19 protein-coding genes and 1 pseudogene are annotated in these 21,316 nt (G+C 69.4%); 2 read left to right on the top strand and 18 right to left on the bottom strand.

Features of this window, described 5'->3' with window-relative positions:
- Nucleotides 1-185: hypothetical protein (locus V5E28_RS44000; RefSeq protein ID WP_336216095.1), on the bottom strand; the 185-nt coding region annotated here is incomplete at its 3' end.
- Between the two features lie 529 nt (nucleotides 186-714).
- A complete protein-coding gene (locus V5E28_RS43995) occupies nucleotides 715-942 on the bottom strand; it encodes an integrase core domain-containing protein (protein ID WP_336216093.1) in 228 nt (75 codons plus the stop codon).
- 148 nt (nucleotides 943-1,090) lie between these two features.
- Between V5E28_RS43995 and V5E28_RS43990 the strand changes: the two genes are divergently transcribed.
- Together V5E28_RS43990 and V5E28_RS49850 are read left to right on the top strand one after the other, a co-directional pair.
- Nucleotides 1,091-1,354, top strand: a complete 264-nt coding sequence (locus tag V5E28_RS43990) for a hypothetical protein (protein WP_336216092.1) — start codon at nucleotides 1,091-1,093, stop codon at nucleotides 1,352-1,354.
- Between the two features lie 189 nt (nucleotides 1,355-1,543).
- Nucleotides 1,544-1,840: pseudogene (locus V5E28_RS49850) on the top strand (transposase); the annotation flags it as partial.
- Between the two features lie 485 nt (nucleotides 1,841-2,325).
- Here the strand turns inward: V5E28_RS49850 and V5E28_RS43980 are convergent.
- The 16 genes from V5E28_RS43980 to V5E28_RS43905 all read right to left on the bottom strand — a co-directional run bounded on the left by V5E28_RS43980 (nucleotide 2,326) and on the right by V5E28_RS43905 (nucleotide 21,228).
- Entirely contained in the window at nucleotides 2,326-2,784 is a 459-nt protein-coding gene (locus V5E28_RS43980; protein ID WP_336216091.1) for a hypothetical protein, read from the bottom strand.
- A gap of 5 nt (nucleotides 2,785-2,789) precedes the next feature.
- Nucleotides 2,790-3,008, bottom strand: a complete 219-nt coding sequence (locus tag V5E28_RS43975; protein WP_336216089.1) for a hypothetical protein — start codon at nucleotides 3,006-3,008, stop codon at nucleotides 2,790-2,792.
- A gap of 295 nt (nucleotides 3,009-3,303) precedes the next feature.
- Entirely contained in the window at nucleotides 3,304-3,966 is a 663-nt protein-coding gene (locus V5E28_RS43970) for a response regulator transcription factor (protein WP_336216088.1), read from the bottom strand.
- Nucleotides 3,963-5,126 carry a sensor histidine kinase gene (locus V5E28_RS43965; RefSeq protein ID WP_336216087.1) on the bottom strand — a complete coding sequence of 388 codons (1,164 nt, stop codon included), beginning with the start codon at nucleotides 5,124-5,126 and terminating at the stop codon, nucleotides 3,963-3,965. The genes V5E28_RS43970 and V5E28_RS43965 overlap by 4 nt, the downstream gene beginning before the upstream one ends.
- Nucleotides 5,120-5,911 (bottom strand): hypothetical protein, encoded by a 792-nt coding sequence (locus V5E28_RS43960; RefSeq protein ID WP_336216086.1) that lies wholly within the window; start codon nucleotides 5,909-5,911, stop codon nucleotides 5,120-5,122. Before V5E28_RS43960 ends, V5E28_RS43965 begins: the two co-directional genes overlap by 7 nt.
- A gap of 496 nt (nucleotides 5,912-6,407) precedes the next feature.
- Nucleotides 6,408-9,137, bottom strand: a complete 2,730-nt coding sequence (locus V5E28_RS43955; RefSeq protein WP_336216085.1) for a lantibiotic dehydratase — start codon at nucleotides 9,135-9,137, stop codon at nucleotides 6,408-6,410.
- A gap of 101 nt (nucleotides 9,138-9,238) precedes the next feature.
- Complete coding sequence (locus V5E28_RS43950; RefSeq protein ID WP_336216083.1) at nucleotides 9,239-9,436, bottom strand: thiomuracin/GE37468 family thiazolyl RiPP peptide; 198 nt, start codon at nucleotides 9,434-9,436, stop codon at nucleotides 9,239-9,241.
- 47 nt (nucleotides 9,437-9,483) lie between these two features.
- Complete coding sequence (locus V5E28_RS43945) at nucleotides 9,484-11,295, bottom strand: ABC transporter ATP-binding protein (protein WP_336216082.1); 1,812 nt, start codon at nucleotides 11,293-11,295, stop codon at nucleotides 9,484-9,486.
- A 30-nt stretch (nucleotides 11,296-11,325) separates the two neighbouring features.
- Nucleotides 11,326-13,263, bottom strand: a complete 1,938-nt coding sequence (locus tag V5E28_RS43940; RefSeq protein ID WP_336216079.1) for a TOMM precursor leader peptide-binding protein — start codon at nucleotides 13,261-13,263, stop codon at nucleotides 11,326-11,328.
- Entirely contained in the window at nucleotides 13,256-15,265 is a 2,010-nt protein-coding gene (locus V5E28_RS43935; protein ID WP_336216077.1) for a hypothetical protein, read from the bottom strand. The genes V5E28_RS43940 and V5E28_RS43935 overlap by 8 nt, the downstream gene beginning before the upstream one ends.
- Nucleotides 15,262-16,638: a SagB family peptide dehydrogenase gene (locus V5E28_RS43930; protein WP_336216075.1), complete on the bottom strand. Its 1,377-nt coding sequence runs from the start codon at nucleotides 16,636-16,638 to the stop codon at nucleotides 15,262-15,264. Before V5E28_RS43930 ends, V5E28_RS43935 begins: the two co-directional genes overlap by 4 nt.
- Nucleotides 16,635-17,735: a thiopeptide maturation pyridine synthase gene (locus V5E28_RS43925; RefSeq protein WP_336216074.1), complete on the bottom strand. Its 1,101-nt coding sequence runs from the start codon at nucleotides 17,733-17,735 to the stop codon at nucleotides 16,635-16,637. Before V5E28_RS43925 ends, V5E28_RS43930 begins: the two co-directional genes overlap by 4 nt.
- Nucleotides 17,732-18,619 (bottom strand): lantibiotic dehydratase C-terminal domain-containing protein, encoded by an 888-nt coding sequence (locus V5E28_RS43920; protein WP_336216073.1) that lies wholly within the window; start codon nucleotides 18,617-18,619, stop codon nucleotides 17,732-17,734. Before V5E28_RS43920 ends, V5E28_RS43925 begins: the two co-directional genes overlap by 4 nt.
- A gap of 660 nt (nucleotides 18,620-19,279) precedes the next feature.
- On the bottom strand, nucleotides 19,280-19,537 hold the full coding sequence (locus V5E28_RS43915) for a hypothetical protein (RefSeq protein ID WP_336216071.1): 258 nt from the start codon (nucleotides 19,535-19,537) through the stop codon (nucleotides 19,280-19,282).
- Nucleotides 19,534-19,734, bottom strand: a complete 201-nt coding sequence (locus tag V5E28_RS43910; protein WP_336216070.1) for a hypothetical protein — start codon at nucleotides 19,732-19,734, stop codon at nucleotides 19,534-19,536. Before V5E28_RS43910 ends, V5E28_RS43915 begins: the two co-directional genes overlap by 4 nt.
- A 927-nt stretch (nucleotides 19,735-20,661) precedes the next feature.
- Complete coding sequence (locus tag V5E28_RS43905) at nucleotides 20,662-21,228, bottom strand: SMI1/KNR4 family protein (RefSeq protein WP_336216068.1); 567 nt, start codon at nucleotides 21,226-21,228, stop codon at nucleotides 20,662-20,664.
- Nucleotides 21,229-21,316 lie beyond the last annotated feature (88 nt).

The following is a 21,316-nucleotide window of genomic DNA, read 5'->3' as shown; positions in this document are numbered from 1 at the left end:
CTGGCTTCTGCTTCGGGGGCCGTTGTCGAGTGGAAGAAGGCGAAGATCTGCAACCCATTTGGGCCCGCTCGGACCTGTATGTGCTCCAGTCCCGCATCGGGGGTGATGTTCGCCTCCAGCAACTCCCGCAGGGTCTCGGGGGCGAACGACACCAGCGGCGCGATGCGCAGTGATGAGATCTGCATCAAGTCGTCGAGTCAGGCGTCGTCCCGCCCCAGCCGAATCCGCCCGGCTCTTCATCGGCCGCCACCGTAATCGACGTCCCGCCCCATCCGAATCCGTCCGACGCGCTCGAAGCGAGATGGGTACCGATAAGCGCGATACTGATGCATGCCATAAGAAAGACTGCCCGAACCCCGGCGATCGTCTTAATGCGAGCCATTTTACGTCCCTTCTCGACCTGGATACGGCGGGTCTTTTTGACTTCTGTTCGCCGCTGCCTCAAGAATGCGTCACGGGACAATTGGTGTCACTACAGCTGGACTGGCGGGAGAACGCCTGGCAGGGGCCCGCCAAGGCCCAGCGAGATCAGCCCGGCAGCTGGTCAGGCTCAGGCCTGGCCGCGAGCGACCCGGCGACAACAGTCGGCCGAACACCCGCTGCAAGAGGAGGGCGGGCGGCGTGAAGGTCGGCGACAGTCCCTGCGGGTGCCGATTGATCATGCGGCCAGGTCAGGCGGCATGCCGGTACTCCTTCAGCACACCACCGAGTCGATCACGTCGGCGGATGTTGAGCGATGCGATTCCAGTGGGGCCCAGTGTCGGAATCGGGAAGTAGTCGAAGCGGAGCTGCCTGTCGGAGAGCGCAGTGCGGCCGGTGCTCGTTGTAGAAGGTCTCGAACTCACGCAGCTCGTGGTGGAGATGGTGGTCGTTCCAGATCAAAATCCGGTCCAGCAGTTCGCGCCGGCAGGTCTGGATCCAGCGCTCCACGATGGAGTTCATCCGCGGTATCCGGACCTCGTGTTCGCAGTTGTCCAAGATCGACGTGTCGTGTAGCGAGGGAGATGTCTCCGCGTGCCTTCGCTGGGCTGCGGGGCGGGCATGGAGATGCCGGAGGAGCATCGGCGTGTCTGTAGCACCCTGGTAGGAGGTGAATCCGCCGATGCTCCCAGATGGCACGTTAGCCTCGCCGGCCGCGCTGCTGGCGGTGTTCCGGTCGTGTTTCACCGCACCAGGTCATCGCCCGTTCGCCGCTCTTGTGGTGGGGGTGATCGCACAGACGCGGCGGCGCACGGCGTGCGGGATTCTGCTGGGCGCCGGGCTGGAACGGGTGTGGCATCACTGCCGCGCGCACCGCTTCTTCCCCACCGCTCGCTGGTGCCCCGACGCCCTCGCGCTGGTGTTGGGTTGGTGAAGCCCGGACAGCTTCCAGCCCGCGGCCGCGGGCACGGCCCCACCAGAGGGGAGCCGGTCACTTCACGCAGGTGTAAGAAGCGCAGCAGCGATCGCAGCGCCCCGCGCGTTGCACCGTCGCCGATGCGACGTTCTGCCTGCAGGCCAGGATGAACGCCGTCACATCGGCGGCCGTCAGCGTCTCCAGGTCCGCCGACAGGCCGGCCGCGATGACGAGCCGTCGGCGGGCGTCATCGACTCGCAAAGCGTCAAAGGCGCCGACACCGTCGGCCGCGACAGCCGCGGCTACGACGCGGGCAAGAAGGTCACGGCCGCAAGCGATTCGTCATTACCGACACCACCGGCCTGCTCGTCACGGCCGCGAGCCGGCAAGACTGCCCTGCTGTCGGCGTACCTGACCACCCCGATCCGGCACGTCTTCGCCGACCGGGGCTTCGCCGGACGTCTGGTGGACTGGGCCCGCGACACCCTGCGCACCACGCTGGAGAGCGGGCGCGTCGACGCGACGGACGAGGTCGCCCACCGACGCCCGCACGTGGTAGTCCAGCAGGCCGCCGGGAAGGCCCGCACCTGGGCGGGATCCGTGTCCTCGTCCTGCTCGCCGTAGTAGGCGTAAATCGGACAGTCCACGGCCCGTACGGCAGGCGTCCGGTAGCCCTCGACCAGCCAGGGGCCGGGCAGGCCGAGACCGCGAGTGCAGCCGGACGGACGCCGTACTCCTCGGCAGCAGGCCCGCCACCTCGTAGGCGACCAGGGCGCCCGCACCCAGGCCCAAGACCACGAGGGGCGCGTCGTCGAACTCGCGAAGGCCCAGGCGGGAGCCTGACAGGTGCCGCTTCAGCTCGTTACATGTAATGCCATTGACCCACTTCGCGATTCAGCGGTCCGTCGGAGATACCCGCGATGTCAAAGGGCGACGGGCGGTCCCGGAAACCCGGTTACGCGACCGCCGTCCTTCAGGTTGCCAAGGTGTCAGTCCGCCGCCGCGATCCACGCGTCAAGTTGTGCCCGCGTCGTAGTGGGATCTGCCACCAGTTCGGCCAGTTCGTCATCGATGTAGTGCAGGGTCGACACGGCGGGGCAGCGGCGGCAGGCCTCGACACCGACCTGGTGCCACCACTGACATTGCGCGCGGAGATGGCATCGAGGAACGGCCTGGCCCTCGGACGGCTTCGCCAGCACCCTGTTGACAAGCGCGCAGTCGTTGCCCTGCCGATTCACGCAATCAGTGACGCAGTGCGATGCGAATCTCAGAACGCGCCGGGGCTCGACGTCCGCGGGGATGTCGCCGAGGACATCGGCGGCCGGCACCGGGTCCGCCAGGTATGTCAAACGGCCGTCACGGCCCGAACGCACACCCAGGACAACGGACTCCGCGGCGTGTGCCTCACCACTTGGACACCATGTTGGAGCGGGCTCGTTGGCTTCCACAGCGCTCACCTTGGCTGCTTGCCACCGGTGCAGGCGCTCAGCTCCGCCCCGCCATTCTGCCGCTCCAGTGCGACAGCCTGAAGGACATTCTGCCTGAGATCCTCTGCAGAGATGATGCGCTCAGCCTTGGACTGCGGCTCGGCCGCCAGAGCCGAATTCGCGCCGACGATAAGGATGCCTGCAGCAATCAGCGCCGCCGCACCAGCACGGGAAGAATTCTTCATAGCGTACTCCTGAAGTTGAGAATTGCGGAAAACCCGCTGGAAGGTTGGTTGGAAACGAGCTTAACGACGGCTGGTATATTCCCGGTATAGCATCGAGACGTGACGATTCAGATCATCCCGTGAGTGTGTGGCTGGGCAGCCAGGTGTTACCTATCCGGCCACCTGGGCAAGGCCTCGAGCAATTCGACCACTCCGCCGGTGCGACGGATCAGGTACTCCGCGCATAGCGCCCGGTCTGCGACGCCAGCACCCTGACATGATCACTCGCCACCTGACGACGGCAGCACGTATCTGTTCAGCCGCCCGTGCCTGCTTGCGTGCGGGGGATCTGGCCATGTTCATAGGCCCAGATGACCGCCTGGACACGGTCACGGAGCTGGAGTTTGGCAAGGATACGACCAACGTGAGTCTTGACCGTGCCCTCCGAGAGGAAGAGGTGTCCGGCGATCTCGGCGTTCGTCTCACCCTGCGCGATGTGCTGGAGGACCTCCCGCTCACGGTCCGTGAGAGGAATGGGCGGATCGACCGGTAGCGGCAGGGTGGGTGCGACGTGGTCGAGCAGCCGCCGTGTGGTGGAGGGTGCGATGACCGCGTCGCCCTCGTGCACGGTCCGGACCGCGGCCACGATCTCCTCGGCGGGCGCGTCCTTGAGCAAGAATCCGGAGGCGCCCGCACGGAGGGCGGCGAAGGCGTATTCGTCCAAGTCGAATGTGGTGAGCACGATGACCTTGGGCCCGGCGCCGGACAGGAGTCGGCGGGTGGCCTCCACGCCGTCGAGGCGGGGCATCCGCACGTCCATGAGCACCACGTCGGCGACGACGTTCCCGAGCATGGCCAGGGCTTCGAGACCGTCGCGTGCTTCCCCCACGACGGTCATGTCGTCCTGGGCCTGGATGACCATGCTCGTGCCGGTCCGCACGAGGTCCTGATCGTCCACCACGAACACCCGGATCGTCACGCTGTCCCCTTCTGGTACGGCAGGCGGGCCGTCACTACGAAGCCCCGCTCCCCTGCGGTGCCGGCGGAGAGCGTGCCACCGACTGCCGACAGTCTCTCGCGCATCCCGGCCAGCCCGTTGCCCGATGCCGTGCCCGCGGTCGTCGCGGGAGCCTGGCCGTCGTCCGCCACGGTCACCTCCAGACTCACCGGCGTCCAGGAGAATCCGATCGATGCGCTCGCCCCGCCGCCCGCATGCTTGAGCGTGTTGGTCAACGCCTCTTGGATCACCCGGTAGAGCGCCAGCTCCTCCCCCGGCCCGATCAGCCGCGCCGTACCGGAGGTGGTCATGGTCACCGCAAGCCCGGCCGCGCGAGTCCGGTCCAGCAGCTCCGGGAGTTCGGCCAACCCCGGCTGTGGCCGCAGCTCGACATTCTCGGCGCCGACGGCGGCCTCCGAGCGGAGCACGCCGACCAGGCCGCGCATCTCGGTGAGTGCCTGGCGTCCGGTCTCCTCCACCGTGGCCAGCACCTCGGTGGCGCGGTCGGGGACCAGCCGCCCTCCTCTGGCCTGGGCGACGATGACGGCCAACGCGTGGGCCACCACGTCGTGCATCTCGCGGGCGATCCTGGCTCGTTCGGTCAGGGTGGCCTGGGCGGCAGACACGCTGGCCTGTTCCTTAAGCAGGTCGACATAGGCCAGCTCGGTCTTGCGGTACAGCCCAAGTCCCCAGGCCGCCACCACGATGGCCACGAGCAGGCCCAGCAGCATCCACGGGTCGGGGCCCAGGTGGGCGGCGGCGACGCTGGAGTCCGTGGCAAACCTGGCCGCGGCCAATCCCGCACCCGTCAGCCCCACGACCACGGGTGGATACGGCCTGCTGTACGCGGTGCAGGAGTAGAGCGCGAGCGGGAAGAGCACGACGGTCGGCAAGACGAGGAAGAGCCCGGTCACGATGGCTTGTACGGCCAGCGCCGCGGCGATCACGAGGAATGCGCGCAGGTCCCGGCGGAAAGCGAACGCCACGTGCGCCAACAGGCAGGCCGCCACCAGAATCGCCGCTCGCTCCCCGGGCACCGACAGCACCGCGACCACGACCGAGAGGAGGAACAGCGGTACCCCGACCACGAACGCGGCTACCGTGTCGAACGTTCGCGGCCCCGCCGTCCACCGCGTCACCACCTGAGCACCCTGGCGGTCTGCCGTTGGTAGGCCAGGGTGGCACCAGCCACCGCGAGCCCGAACAGCAACCAGCTCCCATATACGAAGGAGACCATGACGACCGCTGAGGCGTCACCGAGCGGCACCGGTCCGTCGGTCAGGCCCAAAAGCTGCGAGAGGGTACCGAAAACGGACATGCTGCCCATGGTGCTCAACATAGCGGCTCCCGTCCAACCGCCGAGCAGCACCAGGCCGCGCGGCAGATGCCTCCCCCACGCCTGGACGAGAGCCAACGATCCAACCGCCCCGATGGCCAACATGATCAGTTCGCCGTACGGAAATCCCTCGGAGTAGCCGGCGGGGCGCAGGAGCGATCCGCCCAGCGACCAGTACAGCTTGGCCGTCGGATAGACGAACCCGAGCGCGAAGGCCGTGTAACCGAGCCACGGCCCGCTCGGCAGCCGGGTGCGCCGCAGCGCCAGCGCCCCGACGAATCCGGTGGTGGCGAGACTGAGCGCCCGTCCCGCCATTCCGGGCCCGTCCACCCGGGCGAACTCCCCCGCCTCTATTCCGGTTACCACGAAGAACGCGCGGAAGCAGTCGAGTACCAGCCCACCCGCCGACCAGAGCAAGAGCACCGACGAGAGCCAACCCACAGCGACCGGCCGCCCGAAGACGGCGAAGCCCGCACCGGCCAGAGCGGCGGCAGCCGTCACCCAATACGGCGCAAACCCTGTGGTGTAGGACAGCTTGGGCAGCGCCTCGGTGGCCAATGCCGTGATGAACGTGAGCACGGACGCGGTCAACGCCGCAATGTGGAGTCTGGATAGTCGCATGCCTCCGACAATCCCGCTCGGGCACAGTCTGCCGCGTCTGCACGAAGTCCACGAAGGAGATGACCTGCGAGGTATTGACAGGCCCGGGTTGCGACTCCGCAACTCTGCGCCTGCCGATGATTCCGTCCATGCAGGTCAAGCGGCATGTGAGTATTCGTGGAAGACGCCGCCGAGCCGGTCTCGTCGGCGTATGTTCAGGTCGGTGATTCGCTCGGGGTCAGTGATCGGGTCCGGGGCGGACGCAGCGGCGCTGCTTGGTCCAGGGCTTGATGGGCCCGGTGCTGGTTGTGGTCAGATAGGCCAGGCGAAGGAGCACAGCGCATCATCCTGCCGTACGCGCTTCCGTCTCCCGGGTGACCGGAACTCGCGTACGTACGCTGTGCCCTCGTTGAGTCGTGACCTGGGTGGATGTGATCATCGGCAGGCGCAGACACGTCGGCGTGAACGTACGGGTTCCCGGGGTGTGTCACACTCCATCGCCTGGCAGGGCCGAGACCCAGGGCTTCGAGCCGGCGGTGACGTCGAGGACCAGTTCGGCGACATGGTGATCGCCACCCGGCGAAGCGAGCGGGTCGGGCAGTGCCTCCTCGAAGGTCACCAGCGCGGCGCCGGGCCGGCGCAGGGCGGCGACGAACCCCTGCACCAGCAGCCAGCTGTCGAAGTCGAGATACATCGGCTTGTGCCACTTCTCGCGGGTCTGCGTCCACGGCGTCGCGGACTTGGCGAGGCGCTCGTTCACGCTCTCGGGGTCGAGACGGGTGCGGAAGAAGCACCGGCGAGGGATCCCCTCGGCGTGCCGCCATTCCGCGAGCCGCAGCAGGAACCGGCCATCCTCCTCCCCTGGCCGGGGCAGCGGCACGCACCGAACGGGAAATCTTGTCTGCGCCCGTCCCGCTATGAGCGAGCCGATGGTCAGGCGAGGCCAGTCGCAGCGCCGATCACGCCTGGCGGTACGGGAGGGGTGCGGTGGAGGTATGACCGAGAGGGGAGGCGCCTCACCGGACAACACCGTCAGCAAGAGAGAGAACGGGGGCAGGAACTCTCGCGCGGCCGCGCCCGTGTGCACCACGCGCACCTCGCGCCCGTGCGTCGTCGCCAGCGTGAGGAGGCCGGTCCTCTCGTCGAGGCGGACGACGAGATCCTCGATCCGTAGCCGGGCGCCGTCGGCGCGATCGACCAGGCCCGGCGTGCCGCCGATGTGAAAGGGGAGACATCGCCGGTGATCGTTCAGGGAGATGCCGAATCGGCTGCCGAACGCCGCGTAGATCGGCCCGGTTCCGGGGTCCGCCACCTCGGCGCCGCGCCGCCCACCGACCAGATGGTCGAGGCGGGCGCGTACCGAACCGAATCCGGTGCCCAGCGCGTTGACCACCGCGCCGAAGCCGCCGGCGGCGGCTACGGGCTGGACGAAAGCGCTGATAGATCGCACTTCGGGCACCCAATGCGGATAGTTCGCGATGGCCGTGTGCAAGGCACCCGCGTGCACGGCGACACCCCCAGCGGCGGATCCCTTAGCGGCGGCGCCGAGCGGGTAGGGCGACAGCGCCGCGAGTGCCGAGGTCCTCACGTCACTCAGCCGGCTCACCGAGGCCAGCACGCTGTCCTCGGGATGCTGCGCCGCCGGCCCGAGAACGCTGCCGCGCAACTCGGCGCCGACCTCGTCCGCGGCCGTCACAGCCTGCTGATACTCACGGTAGAACGCGATCGCGGAGAGCGGGCCTCGCTTCCGCAGCCGCTCACCGAAGAGTTCCGTCAGAGCCAGCCTGGCCGGTAGATGAGGCGCGAAGGGCGCGATCCACCGGCGAATCAGGTCCAGGTCCTCCGCGACCGGCCGCCATGCGCGTGCCGAGCAGACGGCGGGCGACTCCGAGGTGACCGCCGTATCGCGGACGTTGACGGTCGTGAGCGAGGCGAACATCGCATGGTGCGGGCCGCCCGGTCCGGCGAACCCGGCCAGCTCGCGCAGCCTGCTCGCCACCGTCTCACGACGGGCCCGGTAGGAAACGGCGTCGTCGATCGCGGGACGCGCCGCCAACGCGACGGCCGCCCGCTCCAGAGCGGCCGGCAACTCGCCGGTCTCCTGTCCCTCTTGCCTGCATACCCACGCCGCGGATCCGGCGAGCACGTCGTCGATGTGCGGAATCGGCAGCCCGCTCACGATGAGACCGGCATCGAGCAGATGATCGAGGAAGGCGTCGACCTCACCGGTCAAGGAGGAATCGCCCCTGGTAAGGCGTTCGCGCAGTACGTGGCGGGGCAGTCCCCCCGGCTCCGCGCCCAGTCGATCGATCAATGCGAGGACGGAGGGTCGCGCGGGGACGGCACAGTACCGTTCGCCACCGAGCAGCCCGAGAACCCCCAGCCCTCTCAGGTAGACGACCTGGTCCCCCAGGCGCTGCGCCGACGCGTTGAGCGTGAGCGGCGCCTGGCCGCGCGTGGCCGCGTGCTCCACCACGAAGCCGGCGATGCTCTCACGTATGTGGTAGTAGGAGAGCTCGAAGACGCCGAACCGATCCACCGGGCGCACCTCGACGGCGGGACCGTCGGCTCGCCATTCCACGGGACCGCTGGTGGTGAACGTGCTGAGCGGGCTGGTCTTCGTCGCGGCGCGGGCCAGGTAGCGCGCCGCCGTCGTCATGGTCCTGGCCCGGGGCTCCCTGGCCGGGTCGGTGATCCATTTCTCGAGCTCACCCGCGAGTACGGGGCTCGTACCGCTGAGCGCGAGCCGGAACCCGGGGTCCATCGCGGCCTTCAACAGCGCGCTCAGGCCAGACTCCCGCGCGGCCGCGAGAACCTCCGAGAGGGAGTCCTCAAGGGCGGCGAGGGCGGCGGCCCCGGCCAGCCAGCCCGAGATCCTGCGCGACACCTCCTCCGGCAGTCGCCCGGCGATCTCCCGCCTCCATTCCCCGGCGCCCGGCCGCCGCCCGGCGTGCAGGGCCCGGCGGAGCCCGATGACGCGGGGGCGTACGTCGTCGCGGGGCAGGTCACCGATCACGGCATGAAGCGCGTCGGCGATCGCGCGTCCCTCCGCGCGGAGCCCGTCGCGGCGGGTCAGCACGTCGTCAACAGCGGCGGAGAGCCGCGGGAAACGCAGCCCGTCGAGGGCCGCCGAAGACAGTCCCGCGACGCGGACCACCGCGTTTCCCATCCCGTCCGGGGCAGGGCCGATCTGGGCGGACTCCTCCGCTGGGCTCACCGGTCTCCCTCCACGATCCGGATAAGGGAGCCCGGCTCGGCGCATGCGCCGAGCCGGGCCGACCCTTCGCAGGGTCCGCGTCAATCAGCCGTTCGGCCGCGTCACCGCGGTTCCTTGGGCGACCCGCTGCAGCAACTGCAGCCGACCAACTGGCAGGAGCAGCTGCAGTTCCTGGACGCGCCGTACTCCAGCATCCCGTGACCGCCGGTCAGCGACTCCAGCTCGAGGTCGCCGGTCTCCAGCTCGAAGACGTCGACCGGGAGGTCAGCGACCGAGAACCCCGAATTCGCAGAGCTCATCGCGTTCCTTTCTCTCACCCGGCTCCCCCAGCGGGAGCCGGACACTTTCAGGAGCCGGCCCCCAGCCGGTTCCAGGCTTCGTTCAGCTCATCCGCATACCCGGGGGTGACGCGCGCGGCACTCCGCGACTGGCTGGACATGAGCTCGGCGTACAGGTCGTCGGTGCTCTTGAGCTCGTCGTGCGTACCGACGGCGCGGGCGACCCCCCGGTCGAGGACGACGATGCGGTCCGCGTCCATCACCGTCGAGAGGCGGTGCGCCACGACGATGACGGTGACCGTCTGCGCGATGGTGCGGACGGTGTCACGAAAAGCCGCCTCGTTGACGGCGTCGAGGTGCGAGGTGGCCTCGTCCAGAAGGAGCAGGCGCGGCCGTCGGAGCAGGGCACGGGCGATGGCGAGTCGCTGTCGCTCCCCGCCGGAGAGCGTGGTGCCGCGGTGCCCGACGAGCGTGTCGAGCCCGTCGGGCAGGTCTGCCACGAACTCATCGAGCCGGGCCAGCCGGAGCACGTGGGCCAGCTCCGCGTCGCCGGCGCCGGGGACGGCGAAGGTCAGATTGTCGCGAATGGTGCCGGCGAGGACGGGGGAGTCCTGTTCGACATAGCCGATTCCCTGGCGCAGCCGCGCGACCGGCCAGTCGCGGACGTCACGGTCGCCGACCAGGATGCGGCCGTCCTCGTGCTCGTAGAACCTCTCGATCAGGCCGAATACCGTGGACTTCCCCGCTCCCGAGGCTCCGGCCAGCGCGGTCACGGATCCCGGCGCGGCGAAGAAGGTGAGCCCCCTGAGCACCGGTCCGGCGTCGCCGTACCGGAAGTGCACGGAGTCGAAACGCACGCTCAAGGGTGAGCGCTCCGCCTGCGGCGGCGGGAGCTCGTACCGGCCCTCCGCGGGGTATTCCAGCGCCTCCGCGATCCGGGCGACCCCGGCGGTGGCCGACTGGTACGAGGCGAGCGCCGCGATCACGCTCTGCATCGGCCCGATCAGGTAGAACACGTAGAGCAGGAACGCCACCAGCACACCGACCTCGATGGTTCCGGTCGCGACCCGGGCCCCACCGACCGTCAGCACCGTCAGGAGCGCGAGCTGATAGGTCATGCCGGTGACGTTCGCGGACACCACCCCCCACAACGACGACCTGGTCCTGGCCAGGCGTACGGCGTCCGCCCCCGCGTGGAGGCGCGCCTCCTCCGCCCGCTCCGCGCCGAACGCCCGGATGGTGCGCAGGGCACCCAGAGCGCGTTCCAGATCCGCGGTGAGTGTGCCCACGGCCTCGGCCGTGGCCATGCTCGCGCTCCGCATCTTGGGCGCGAGCAGGCGGAAGGCCAGAAACGCGACGGTGACGACCGCCAGCGTCAGCCCCAGCAGGGCGAAGTCCAGATACGCCATGAAGGCGATCACCGTGATGATCACGGGGACGTAGATCCCCAGTCCGACGAGCACGTCGGTGGTGAGTATGTCCACGCTCGCCGCGTCAGCGGTCGTACGGGCAAGGAGGTCGCCCGGTCGGAGCCGGTCGAAGACCGGAACGCTCAGCCGTACCAGGCGCGAGGCGAGCCGCTGACGAACGTCCCTGGTCAAGATGACGCCCGTACGGTCGAGCAGGACCCAGCTACCCGCGTTGAGCAGCACATTGGCCACGATGAGCGCGCCGATGAGCAGCATCGACCCGCTCGGCCAGGCCCCCGCGGAGACCTCACCGATGAGCCGCTGTGTGATCAGGGGCAGCGCCAGGACGCTCACCGCGGAGAGCAACGACAGCACGACTCCCCCGGCCAACCGTACACGGTACGGCCGCGCCCAGCTCAGGAAGATCCGCCACACGGCCACCGGCCGGACGGCTGCCGCCTGATCAGTCATAGGTCCTTCTCTCAGTAGTGGGGAACGGCCTCAGGGGAAGGGGTGCGGCTCCGTGTTGAGCTCGTCGTCGGTGAGGGGGCGCCGGGTGTACCCCAGTCGGTGGGGAACCTCCAGCAGCCGGGGCAAGCCGCTGATCCGCCGGTGGCGATGCCCGAAGGTCATCGGCAGCGTCCCAGGGATCAGCACCTTGACCGCATGGAGATCCATGGCGCGGAGCTCGTCCGGTGTCTGGTCGACGACCACGACGTCCAGCCCGGACTCGGTGTACCGGCGCACGACCGAGCGCATCAGCTCCCCCAGATCGCCGGCCGCGAACTCCTCCGTGCCGGCGCCGACCTCGGAGGCGGGGCGGCTGGGCGCGCCCGCGGTGAGGAAACCCAGGCGGTCCGCGGCGCGCGGATCGTTGTAGAGGAGCGGATGGTCCTCCATGTCCACGACGGCGAAGGAGTCCTCGGCCATGGCCGCCGCCCGGGCCCGTACCTCGGGACTCTTGTAGTACTGGATGCCGTTGGTCAGCATGTCGCCCAGCTCGGCCACCGCGCCCATGACCGCCCTGCGCCCGGACAGATGGGCGCCCGCGGTGCAGAACGCCGCGGGCAGATCCGCACCTGGGGCGGCCGTGGCCAGGGCCCACACCGCGGGTATGCCGTGTTCGGCCGTGATGTCGAACAGGCGGATGTCGTATCCGGTCTGCGCGCGCAGGGCCGCGAGGTGGAGGGCGTTGCGCTCGTCGAGGGTCGCCGGATCGATCTCCGGTACGGGCAGCCGTGCGTACCACGTCAGCAGGAATCCGTCGCGTTCGGCGATCTCCAGCATTCCGTAGAGGACCGCCTCCTCCAGGCTGGAGCCGAGCGCGCACCCGTTGGAGATCTCATAGACGAAGGGGCGGTTGTCCGGTTCGTGGGAGTGGGTCCCGTAGTAGGCGAGCGACTCGGGCACCAGGATCGGCTCACCGCGCAGGAACGACCAGCCCCACACCCAGTGGTAGTCGCGATCCGGATCGAAGGGATCGAACCCGAAGCCGGGCTCGTCGTACGCCTGCGGGGGATGCAGGCCGAGGGTACGCGGATCCAGGGCCCGGCCGGCGAGGTCGTGGTAGGACCCTGCTTTCGGGCTGCGCAGTTGCCCCGGAGACGCGGAGAAACGCTCCAGCGCCTCCAGGAGCGCGATCGTCCGGCTGACCCGGCGCTGGGGGGCGCGACCGTAGCCGCCGGACCCTCTGCCCCACCGGTGCGACACCTCCGCCGAGCTGAGGATCGCCCCGCCGGAGGTGCGGTCGTGCAGCAGCCACACCACGCCGGTGCGCTCGTCGACATAGGTCTCGGTCAGAGCATCCAGCTCCGCGACGAGGTCGCGCCCGCGTACGGCCCCCTCGTCATGGCTCGGCACCGGCCGGGGCGTCCCCAATGCCGCCGTGGGCTCATCGGTCACGCGCGGAGCGCAGACCTCGCAGAGGGGGTCCGGCAGGACCCGGTGCGGGGTGATCGAGAGGTCGTGGAGATCCACGGTGAGCACCGTTCCGCGGGTCCGTGGCCGCTCTCCACCGACGAAGGACCGAATGTCGTCCGCTATCAGGGCCGCCGCCAAGCGGACCGCGTCCGCGGTCAGCAACGGCGAGGGCGCGGCGAGCTCCGCGGCATGGCGTTCACGGACCGCCTCTCCCCGTTCGTGCATCGGGTCGGCCCAGGACTGCCGGCGAGCGGCGCAGAGGGCACACCCTCGTTCCCCGGGCGCTTCCCAGGGACCGATGACGATCGTGTTCAGCTCGGTGCGGGCCGGGAGTACGGGACCGGTGAGCCGGGCCCGTAGCTCGCCCGTGACCACCTCGGCCCAGCCGTCCGTGGTGGCGACGGTCGGCACCGCGGGAAGATCTCCGTCCGGGAGCGGAACGGGTCGTACCCCGAGCCGATCCGCCACGGCACCGGCGATGCGGCCCCCCGCCAGCACGGTCACCGCGTGCTCAGACATTCCTGCCTTCTTCCTTGGTTCGGGCCGGTCGCAGGGTCATGGACCCCAGGGGATCGGTGATCGCCACCTTCAGGCTGAGCGGGGCGATCGCCGCCACGGCGGGGTCGTGGTCGAGAGGGAGGATGACGACGCGGCGGCCGGTGGCCGCCAGGGCCGCCGCCACCTCGTCCGGGTCGATGACGTGACCGGGGTCGAGCCTCATCGTGGTGCGCGGAGACTCCGCGGCCGGCCGTGGGCGGGGCCGCTCCGCGTGGATGCGCTGCTGGACGCCGAAGAGCGCTTCGAGGAGTCCCCGGGTCCAGGCCGAGGACGCGGTTCCCGCGGTCCTGGCCACCTCCACCCCACCGCGGTGGAACGACAGGGCGGTGACACCGAATCGGCCACCGTGGTCGCAGACCTCGGGCAGCTCGCCGATCTCGGTCAGCAGGGTGAAGCATCGCCGTCCCACCGCGTCCAGCTCGGCCGGGTCGACCGTGACGAGGCGCCCCGCGGGGTCATCGATCAGATCCGCGTCACACGTCCAGTGAGTGCAGAGCCCTCGCGCCACGGCCTCACCCCAGGTCGCGCCGAAGCCTTCGCCGGGCACGAGGGCGGCCCGCTCCCCGGCCAGCCGCGGGAAGGCGCGTTCCGCCGCCAGGCGTACAGGTGCCGCGGCCGCCAGGTCGTACGCGATGGCGAACCCGCCCGGGGCGCCGGCCGTCAAGGCCGCGTACAGGGCCGTGGGCTCGGCGTCCTCGGCGGCCAGCGGAGCACCGCCGAAGTCCACCAAGCGCCGTGGATCCACCGTCGACGCGGCGTAACAGGCCAGCGCCCGGCGGGCCGCTTCGATCCGGACGCCCGCGTAGTCGAAGCCCACCGCACGCACGGTCGTGACGGCCGCCCGGCCGTCCCCGCCCCTGCCCGGCCCGGGTGCGAGCACGTCGCTGACCTCGGCCTCGGACACGTGCAGCGGGCTCTGCACCGCGGAGTGGTCGGGAAGATACCGGAACGGGCCGAAGATCTCGTCGGCGGCTCTGACCGCCGCATCCGAGAACTCCTGGTCGTCCTCGGCGGGCCGGGACCGCAGGTGCTCCACCCGGGCCAGCACCTCGTCAGGGGTGGACGCCGCCGCCGGCAGCTCGTACGGGTGCGGCGGACAGTGGTGCCTGGAAAGGATCAGGTCCGGCCCGAGCCGCGTCACCTTGCTCGCCTGACGCGGATCCGCCGTCCCCGTCGCCCATCGGAACACCGCCCGTCCCACCTGCGCGGCGGCCGCCTCCACGTGCAGGCCGGTGATCGCCTCGGGAGCGCGTGGCACGCTCCTCAGGCGTGAGCGCAGCGACTCCGGCCCCACCGTGACGAGGGCGTCGTCCTTGGCCGCCCGCACGGGCAGGTACCAGACGTCCGTCCCGTCTCGCAGGATGTGGCCCACGGCGAGCCCGTCCCGCGCGGCCCCGTCCACCACCCGCGCCCTCCCGGCCGCCGGGCCGAGCGCGCAGGTCAGCAGGAGGACGTCCAGACTCCAGAGGTCCTCCTCGCCGAGCCCGTCAGCGTCGCACACCCTGACCTGCGCGGCCCCGGACGCGCGGAGCGAGGCGGCGATCGCCTCCGGCAGCGGGTCGGCCACCGAGCCATCATTCGCGACGGCGACACTGAGATCACGGAATCGCGCGAACGCGGTCCGCGACCCATCGAGGTGGGCTTCGATGAAGGCGACCTCCGCCGCGAAGTCGCCGCTCGGTTTCTCGTCGCGGCCACCCGGCGCGGGCTCGGCGGGGATTTCGCGGACGACGCCGGCCTCGCGCAGCCGGGTCAGAATCGACCTGGCCATTTCCGCGTGCGCGGCCGGCAGATTCGCCGTGATCTCGCTGGGGCCGAACCGTCCGTCCAGGTGTGGCGCGAGAGTCTCGACCCATCGGGCGATGGACTTGCCGGTGAGCGTGACCGGCCCGGCCGGGGTGATGATGTGCAGCCCGTTCTTGATCGGGGCCATGTACGCGTGGTCGATCAGACGCAGCTTCATGCGTCCCCTTTCATCCGGTGCTCCGCGGCGACGGTGCCGAGCATGAACTCCCCGACCACGTCCTCGCTGAGGGGATCGGCGCCGGCGATGCGCTGGAAGACGCGCGGCGCGCTGCTCCCCAGGGCACAGCCGCCGAGCCCCATGGCGGTGGCGACCAGGTACATGGTCTGCATCAGGACGCCGAGGTTCTTCAGGATCAGCGCGTACGCCAATCCCTCGTACACCCACATGAGCTGCTCGAAGCGCGCGGTCACCAGCAACAGCACCTGCGGTCGCGCCTTGGCGCCGGACATGGACCGCGCCGCGTCCAGCAGGATCCGTTCGGCGCCGGCCTGCCGTCGCACCAGCTCCAGCCGATGGCCGTAACCGTCGTAGTGGTATGTCCCTGACTCCAGCCCGGCCACCTGATGGGCCACCACATAGAGCTCGAGCTCGTGTACGCCACCACCGCCGGGATAGGCACGGCGCGGCCGCTCGCCGTACGGTGTCGGGCGGCCGGAGGTTTTGGCGCAGCGGTAGAGGAACTCGGCGAGCTGCTCGATCGTGATCGGCGTGCCCGCATCATGGTCACGCACGGACCGGCGCGCTTCCAGCGCCTCGGTCAGACTCGGGTCCGTGGCCCGGATGCGTTCGAGATCGGGGCGAGGCAGGTCCGTGACGGGCCCGGCGGCCGGTGGCCGGGAGCCCGGCACGGTCGCGTGCTCCCGGCCCCAGTACGTGGCGCCGAACCCGCCGGCCACCCCGGCCTCGCCGTCGATGCCCCGGCTGCTCCGGTGAAACGCCAGGTCGAGTGCGGACCACTGCCGGACGCGGAACTCTTCGTCCTCATCCTCGGTCCCGGCCAGACCGGACCAGAGCAGGTCACGCCGGAGCAGGGACGCCGCGTGCGGGCTGATCCCCGAGGGCGGCCCGGCGGCGCCGGGATCGGCGAGCGTGGCCAGCGCACCAGGAGCATGGACCGTGATGGAAGCCCAGGCGCGGGGCGACGTGGCGCACAGGCCGCCGTCCGGTGCCGCCGCGATGGTGGTGAACCGTGACAGCCGCGCGGTGGCCGGCACGTCCGTGGGGGCGCCGGCCGCCGGACGGGTCCGGGGCTCCAGAGTGTAGAGCGGTGTGTCCCCGTCGTGGACGGTGACCACGAGCCAGCCGTCCTGACGTAGCCGGGACAGGAGCGTACGGGCTTGCGCGGGGAACTCCTCGGCCCGGTGTTCCCCGGCGGCGAGCGCCCGGACGACGGCGAGGTCGCCGCCGTCGATCGGTGTCGTGTCGGGGTAACCCACCAGGTGGATACCGCTGCGCTCACGGCCGATCGAAACCCCGGCACGAAGCCTCAGGGTCTCTCCCCCGCGCGGCAGCGCGTCCGGCGCGCTCACCCGGCCCCTCCGGCCGCCGCGGCGAAATCGCTCAGGACCTCGACGGCCTGCCTGCCGGTGCGCCGTTCCACCGCCGCGGCGACCAGGTAGCAGAGGAAATAGCGTTGAAATGGGGTCAGCCCCATTCGGGTGAACTGCAGATACATCAGATTCAGTACGAGCCGGAAGAGCGCGAACCAGGTGGACGGGAGTACCTCGCTGAGCCACCGCTCGTTCTCGGCGAGGGCCCGGTGGAACGGGCTCAACTCCCGATAGACGTCGCGCATCAGGGCCGGGTCGTCCCCGGCGGTGCCTTCTCCCAGCGGAAGCAGCCCGCGTCCGCGCAGGTCGAGCCCGCGTACACGGCTCGCCAGCAAGGCGGCGATCAAGCTCTCGGTCGCGTCGTCCACGGCCCCTGAGGCCGGATCGAGCAGGGCGTCCAGGCGGGCGCCGAGCACCCCTGCCCTGTCCTGGAAGTGCGCCTCCCACGCACGCCGCTGCGCGGCACCGCCGGCCTTCTGGGCGAGGTAGGCGTCGGCGTGCGATCGGAAGCTGAGATAGCCGGCCGCGATGCCGTCCGAGTGGAACTCGTCGGCCACCACGACCATGGCGTCGAACGCCGCCGCGAGCACGACATGCCCCTGGATCGCCCTGTCGAGGACGGCGAAGGCGTGATCGTTCGCGGCGCACATGAAATCCGTGTACAGCGCGGCGGCCTCGGGCGTGCCATGGACCGTTAGCCGGTCGTCGTAGGCCTCGACGTGCCAGGAGTTGTCGTCGTACCAGGGGGTCAGAGGACCGGACTCCGACTCGGCTTCGGCCAGTCGGCGGTGGAGCGGCAGCATCGCCTCCGTATCGGTCTCGGCCGCCGGCAGCTCCGCCAGGTACGGGCTGATCCGCGCCTCGACCACCGGGAGCACTTCCGTGCGGAAGGCCTCTTCGGCGGCTTCGACGTGCAGTCGCACGTGCGGGCCCTGGCGCCAATGCCGGGCGAACCAGCAGCGGTGACCGTGAGCCGCCAGCTCGGTCATGACCGGGCGTACGGCGTCCACCAGCAGGCGGTCGGTCGCGTCGCCGTAGTGGTGAATGTGCACGCTGTGCCAGCCGGGCATCGTCATGCGACCGTCTCCCGGGCGAGCTCGGCGAAGGTCCGGCCGGCCAGATCGCGAAGGCAGGACTCCTCGGTCAGGCTCACGCCGAGGCGATTACAGGTCAGGTGGGCACACACGTCGAGGACATCCCGCACGGCGTGGGGCTCCCCGATCCGGCCAGCCAGCGCCGTGGCGGACGCCGCGAGGGCGCCGGCGAATCCGGACGGTTCCCCCGGCGGGTTCGCGGCCAGCGCCCGCGTCCGTTCCGCGATGGCGAGCAGGGTGTGGCGCCGGCGTTCGTACTGGGCCTCGGCCTCCCCGCCAGGTGGCCATGGGGGCGTTTCGGGCTCCGGCCACCTGGCGCCGCGCGAGGCGATCCACCGGTTCAGGGCGAGCGCGGTGAACGCGGCCGTACTGCGCCGGTTGCCGGAGGGCTCCGTCGCCAGCAGCCGCCGCACCGCTGCACTGCAGCGGACGAAGTGGTCCTCGGCGGCGTGCAAGGAAGCGCCCGTTCCGTACTTGCGGGTCTCCGGCCGGTACGGGATGAACGCGAAGGAGTTGTTGGGCCGGCGGTGGCGTTCGTACGACGGCATCTGCTCCAATGCCGCCATCGAGGGCGCGTAGAGGTCGTAGTCCGCCTGGGTTCCCCGGGTGGGTGCGGGGAGGCGGCTCAGGAAGTCCGCGACGGCCCCGGACACGATCCGCCGTACATCGTCCGTGCGACCCGGAGCGGCCAGGGCACGAATCCGCAGGTGCGGTCCACCTTCCCAGTACCGCAGGAAGAACAGGCCCGCGCCGTCGGCAACGTGATCGAGGCGGTCCTGCACCGTGGCCAGCAGATCCGTGATGACGAGATCGAGGTCGCCGTCATAGAAGACGTGGACGCTGATCCACGACCGCGTGCCGGTCACCCGCACACCACCCGCTCCCTGACTCGTCCCTGCCACCGCGACCGGCGGACCAACCGGTCACCACGAATGGCCGAATTGCCGGGGAGCGTAGCGAGCGCCGGAATATCTCCAGCACATGCTCCGTATATGCGCCTGGTGAGCCGCCGTTCATGGGCACGCGCATCACCTGAGCCAGCGTCTGGACGACGCCGGCCCGGCTGTCCCGGCGCCAGAGTCTTGGCGGAACGGCGGAGAGACTCATCCGTCGGTTTCCCGGTTCGAGCCCCGGGTGCCCTAACCCCTTCGTGGTTCCGGTTCTTGGTCTGGGGCATGTTTGGATCACGCCCGAGACAACCGGATCCTTCGCACTTTCCGTGCAGTCGTTCGCGCTGTGGGGACCCCCGGGCCGTTGCCTCCGCCGCGTGACGTGCCCAAGTCGCCCCTGCACGTCAGGGCGGCGTCGAGGCGGAGCCATCGGGACGGATCATGATCCCCGCCTCGAACGGGGCGACGTGGAGCTGGAGCCCGAAACGCTCATGATCGCCGACTCCGAGTTCGGCAGGCTCCGGCCGGTGTTCCCGCATCCGACGGCGACCTCGAATCCCGGTCACCTTCGATGAGCCCTCATGCCCCGGAGTTCGCGGGTTCAAATCCTGCCCCCGCTGCCGGCGAAGGCCCTGATCACCGGAGATCAGGGCCTTCGCCGTGGCCGGCGCCGCGGCGGATGTTCAGGTCGATGGTGCGCGCTGGATCGGTGATCGGGATGGGGACAGCGCGTAGTGGAGCTGCTTGGCTGAGGGCTTGGTGGGCTCGGTGCTGGTTGTAGAAGTGTTCGTACTCGCCCAGTGCGTGGCGTAGATGGCGTTCGTTCCAGATCAGGCAGCCGTCCAGGAGTTCGCGGCGGCAAGACTTCACCCACCACTCCATGGTGGAGTTCATGGAGGCATCCGGATACCGGTGAGCACAGTCTGGATGCCGGCTTCGGCGAGGATCTCCTCCATCAGGGCGGGGAACTTGCCGTCCCGGTCACGGATCAGAAAGCGCGCTCGGCCGCCCGCATCCTCCAGGTGCATGACGAGGTTTCTTATCGCTTGGGTGACCCAGGCCGCGGTCGGGTGGGCATTGGTGCCGAGCACGCGTACGCGCCTGGTGGGGTGCTCGATGACGGCCAGGATGTACTGGCGCTGTTCGTTGATGGTGACGGTCTCGATGAAGTCGCAGGCCAGGAGTGCGTCGGCTTGCGAGCGCAGGAAGTCGGCCCAGGTGGTGGACGCCCGCTCGGGTGCCGGATCGATGCCTTCCTGCCTGCTGAAGGATCTCCCAGACCGTGGAAGCGGCGATCTTGAGGCCGAGCGTGGTCAACTCGCCATGCACCCGCCGATATCCCCAGGACGGGCTCTCCCGAACCAGACGCAAGATGAGCGTGCGGACGGAGCGGACCGTCGACGGACGCCCACGTCGGCCGACAGGCACGGGCATGCCGCCGCTTCACGATCTCGCGGTGCCAGCGCAGGATGGTGTCCGGGCGGACGACAAGCCGCAAGCGATGCAGGACCGCTCGAGGCGACGAGGCCAGCAGGGCGGCCAGGAAGACGCGCTCCTCAGGGGTGAATCTCACCCTGGTATCGGCGCGAGCTGCCGTTCCAAGACCATGACCTGGTGACGCAGAGCGAAAATCTCGACCATCCTTGTCCCGATCGCTCATCGGTAGCAGCCGTAGCGCAGCGAAAGCGTTCGTGACGGTGAGATAGGCCAGGCGAAGAAGCACAACCGATCATCATGCCGCACTCTGCCCGGCTGAGGATCACATGCACCATGTTGTCCCAGCAGGCCATTGACCTAGCCGGATAGCATTTTCGGCAGGCGCAAAGCTGCACTCTAGGCTCCTACGGCCCACGACGGCCGCCGATCGACTCCCTGCCCATCCCCTTTACCTTGATATCTTGACGCGCCATCTACCAGCACGTTGACAACTACATCTCCCGACCCCGACTTGGCACGGCCGCAACGCCATGCGTCGACCTCATTCGGGCTCAAGTGTTAAGAATTTCGCGACCAAGAATCTAGCGCACCCCATCGGTGCCGATTCTGAGCTGGTGCGCTATCAGGTCCCAGAAACACGTGTAACGACTGGCGCCAGCTAGCCAAGGCGCAAGATACCAGGCTTCCCACTCACCTTCAGGGGTTTTGACGTGGGGGTTTAGGAGAACGACTCCATCGTCCCAATACCCGGCCAAAAGAGTGTCGGATACATACTCCCCTCTCATGTTGCCGGAGACTTGCTCGTGCCCATAGACGAAGTAGAGCTCGTCGGGCACACTCCAAGAGTTCTCGGGCTTGGGTTCTGACCAACTCTCGGCGACCGAGGGGTTGATATCACGAAGCCAGCCGATTTCCTCGACAGGCAGCAGGCAGCAGTCATCGGCGTTGCCCCACCCGTTGGCTAACAGGAGAAACTGCCGGTAACTCGCCGGCAGCTCCAGGCCCAATCGCTCTTCAAGGTGGCGGACCTCTGCCTCGGCAGCTGGGGGATGCAGATCGCTGTCAATATTTAACGCTGAGCGATCAGGGCCTTCGGCCGCCGGATGCCTTCCAGGGAAGCGTTCAGACCATGCGTATTGGATACTCATGGTGAAGAAGATACCCGTCACGAGTGGGCTTTCTGCGCTTGCAGCACACAGCAACCGGCGGCCTCTGGTGACCCGCCGGTTGGCCCGG

It is taken from the genome of Nonomuraea sp. LPB2021202275-12-8 (genome assembly GCF_037044575.1).
GTDB lineage: Bacteria > Actinomycetota > Actinomycetes > Streptosporangiales > Streptosporangiaceae > Nonomuraea.
The sequence above is the reverse complement of the archived record's forward strand: the minus strand, read 5'-3'. Positions and strand labels throughout refer to the sequence as shown.

Bases quoted from the DNA above. Each gene is read 5' to 3' on its own strand.
- V5E28_RS43995 (WP_336216093.1), bottom strand. From the start codon at position 942: ATGAACTCCATCGTGGAGCGCTGGATCCAGACCTGCCGGCGCGAACTG.
- V5E28_RS43975 (WP_336216089.1), bottom strand. From the start codon at position 3,008: ATGAAGAATTCTTCCCGTGCTGGTGCGGCGGCGCTGATTGCTGCAGGC.
- V5E28_RS43950 (WP_336216083.1), bottom strand. From the start codon at position 9,436: ATGAGCTCTGCGAATTCGGGGTTCTCGGTCGCTGACCTCCCGGTCGAC.
- V5E28_RS43945 (WP_336216082.1), bottom strand. From the start codon at position 11,295: ATGACTGATCAGGCGGCAGCCGTCCGGCCGGTGGCCGTGTGGCGGATC.
- V5E28_RS43940 (WP_336216079.1), bottom strand. From the start codon at position 13,263: ATGTCTGAGCACGCGGTGACCGTGCTGGCGGGGGGCCGCATCGCCGGT.
- V5E28_RS43935 (WP_336216077.1), bottom strand. From the start codon at position 15,265: ATGAAGCTGCGTCTGATCGACCACGCGTACATGGCCCCGATCAAGAAC.
- V5E28_RS43925 (WP_336216074.1), bottom strand. From the start codon at position 17,735: ATGACGATGCCCGGCTGGCACAGCGTGCACATTCACCACTACGGCGAC.
- V5E28_RS43915 (WP_336216071.1), bottom strand. From the start codon at position 19,537: ATGAACTCCACCATGGAGTGGTGGGTGAAGTCTTGCCGCCGCGAACTC.
- V5E28_RS43905 (WP_336216068.1), bottom strand. From the start codon at position 21,228: ATGAGTATCCAATACGCATGGTCTGAACGCTTCCCTGGAAGGCATCCG.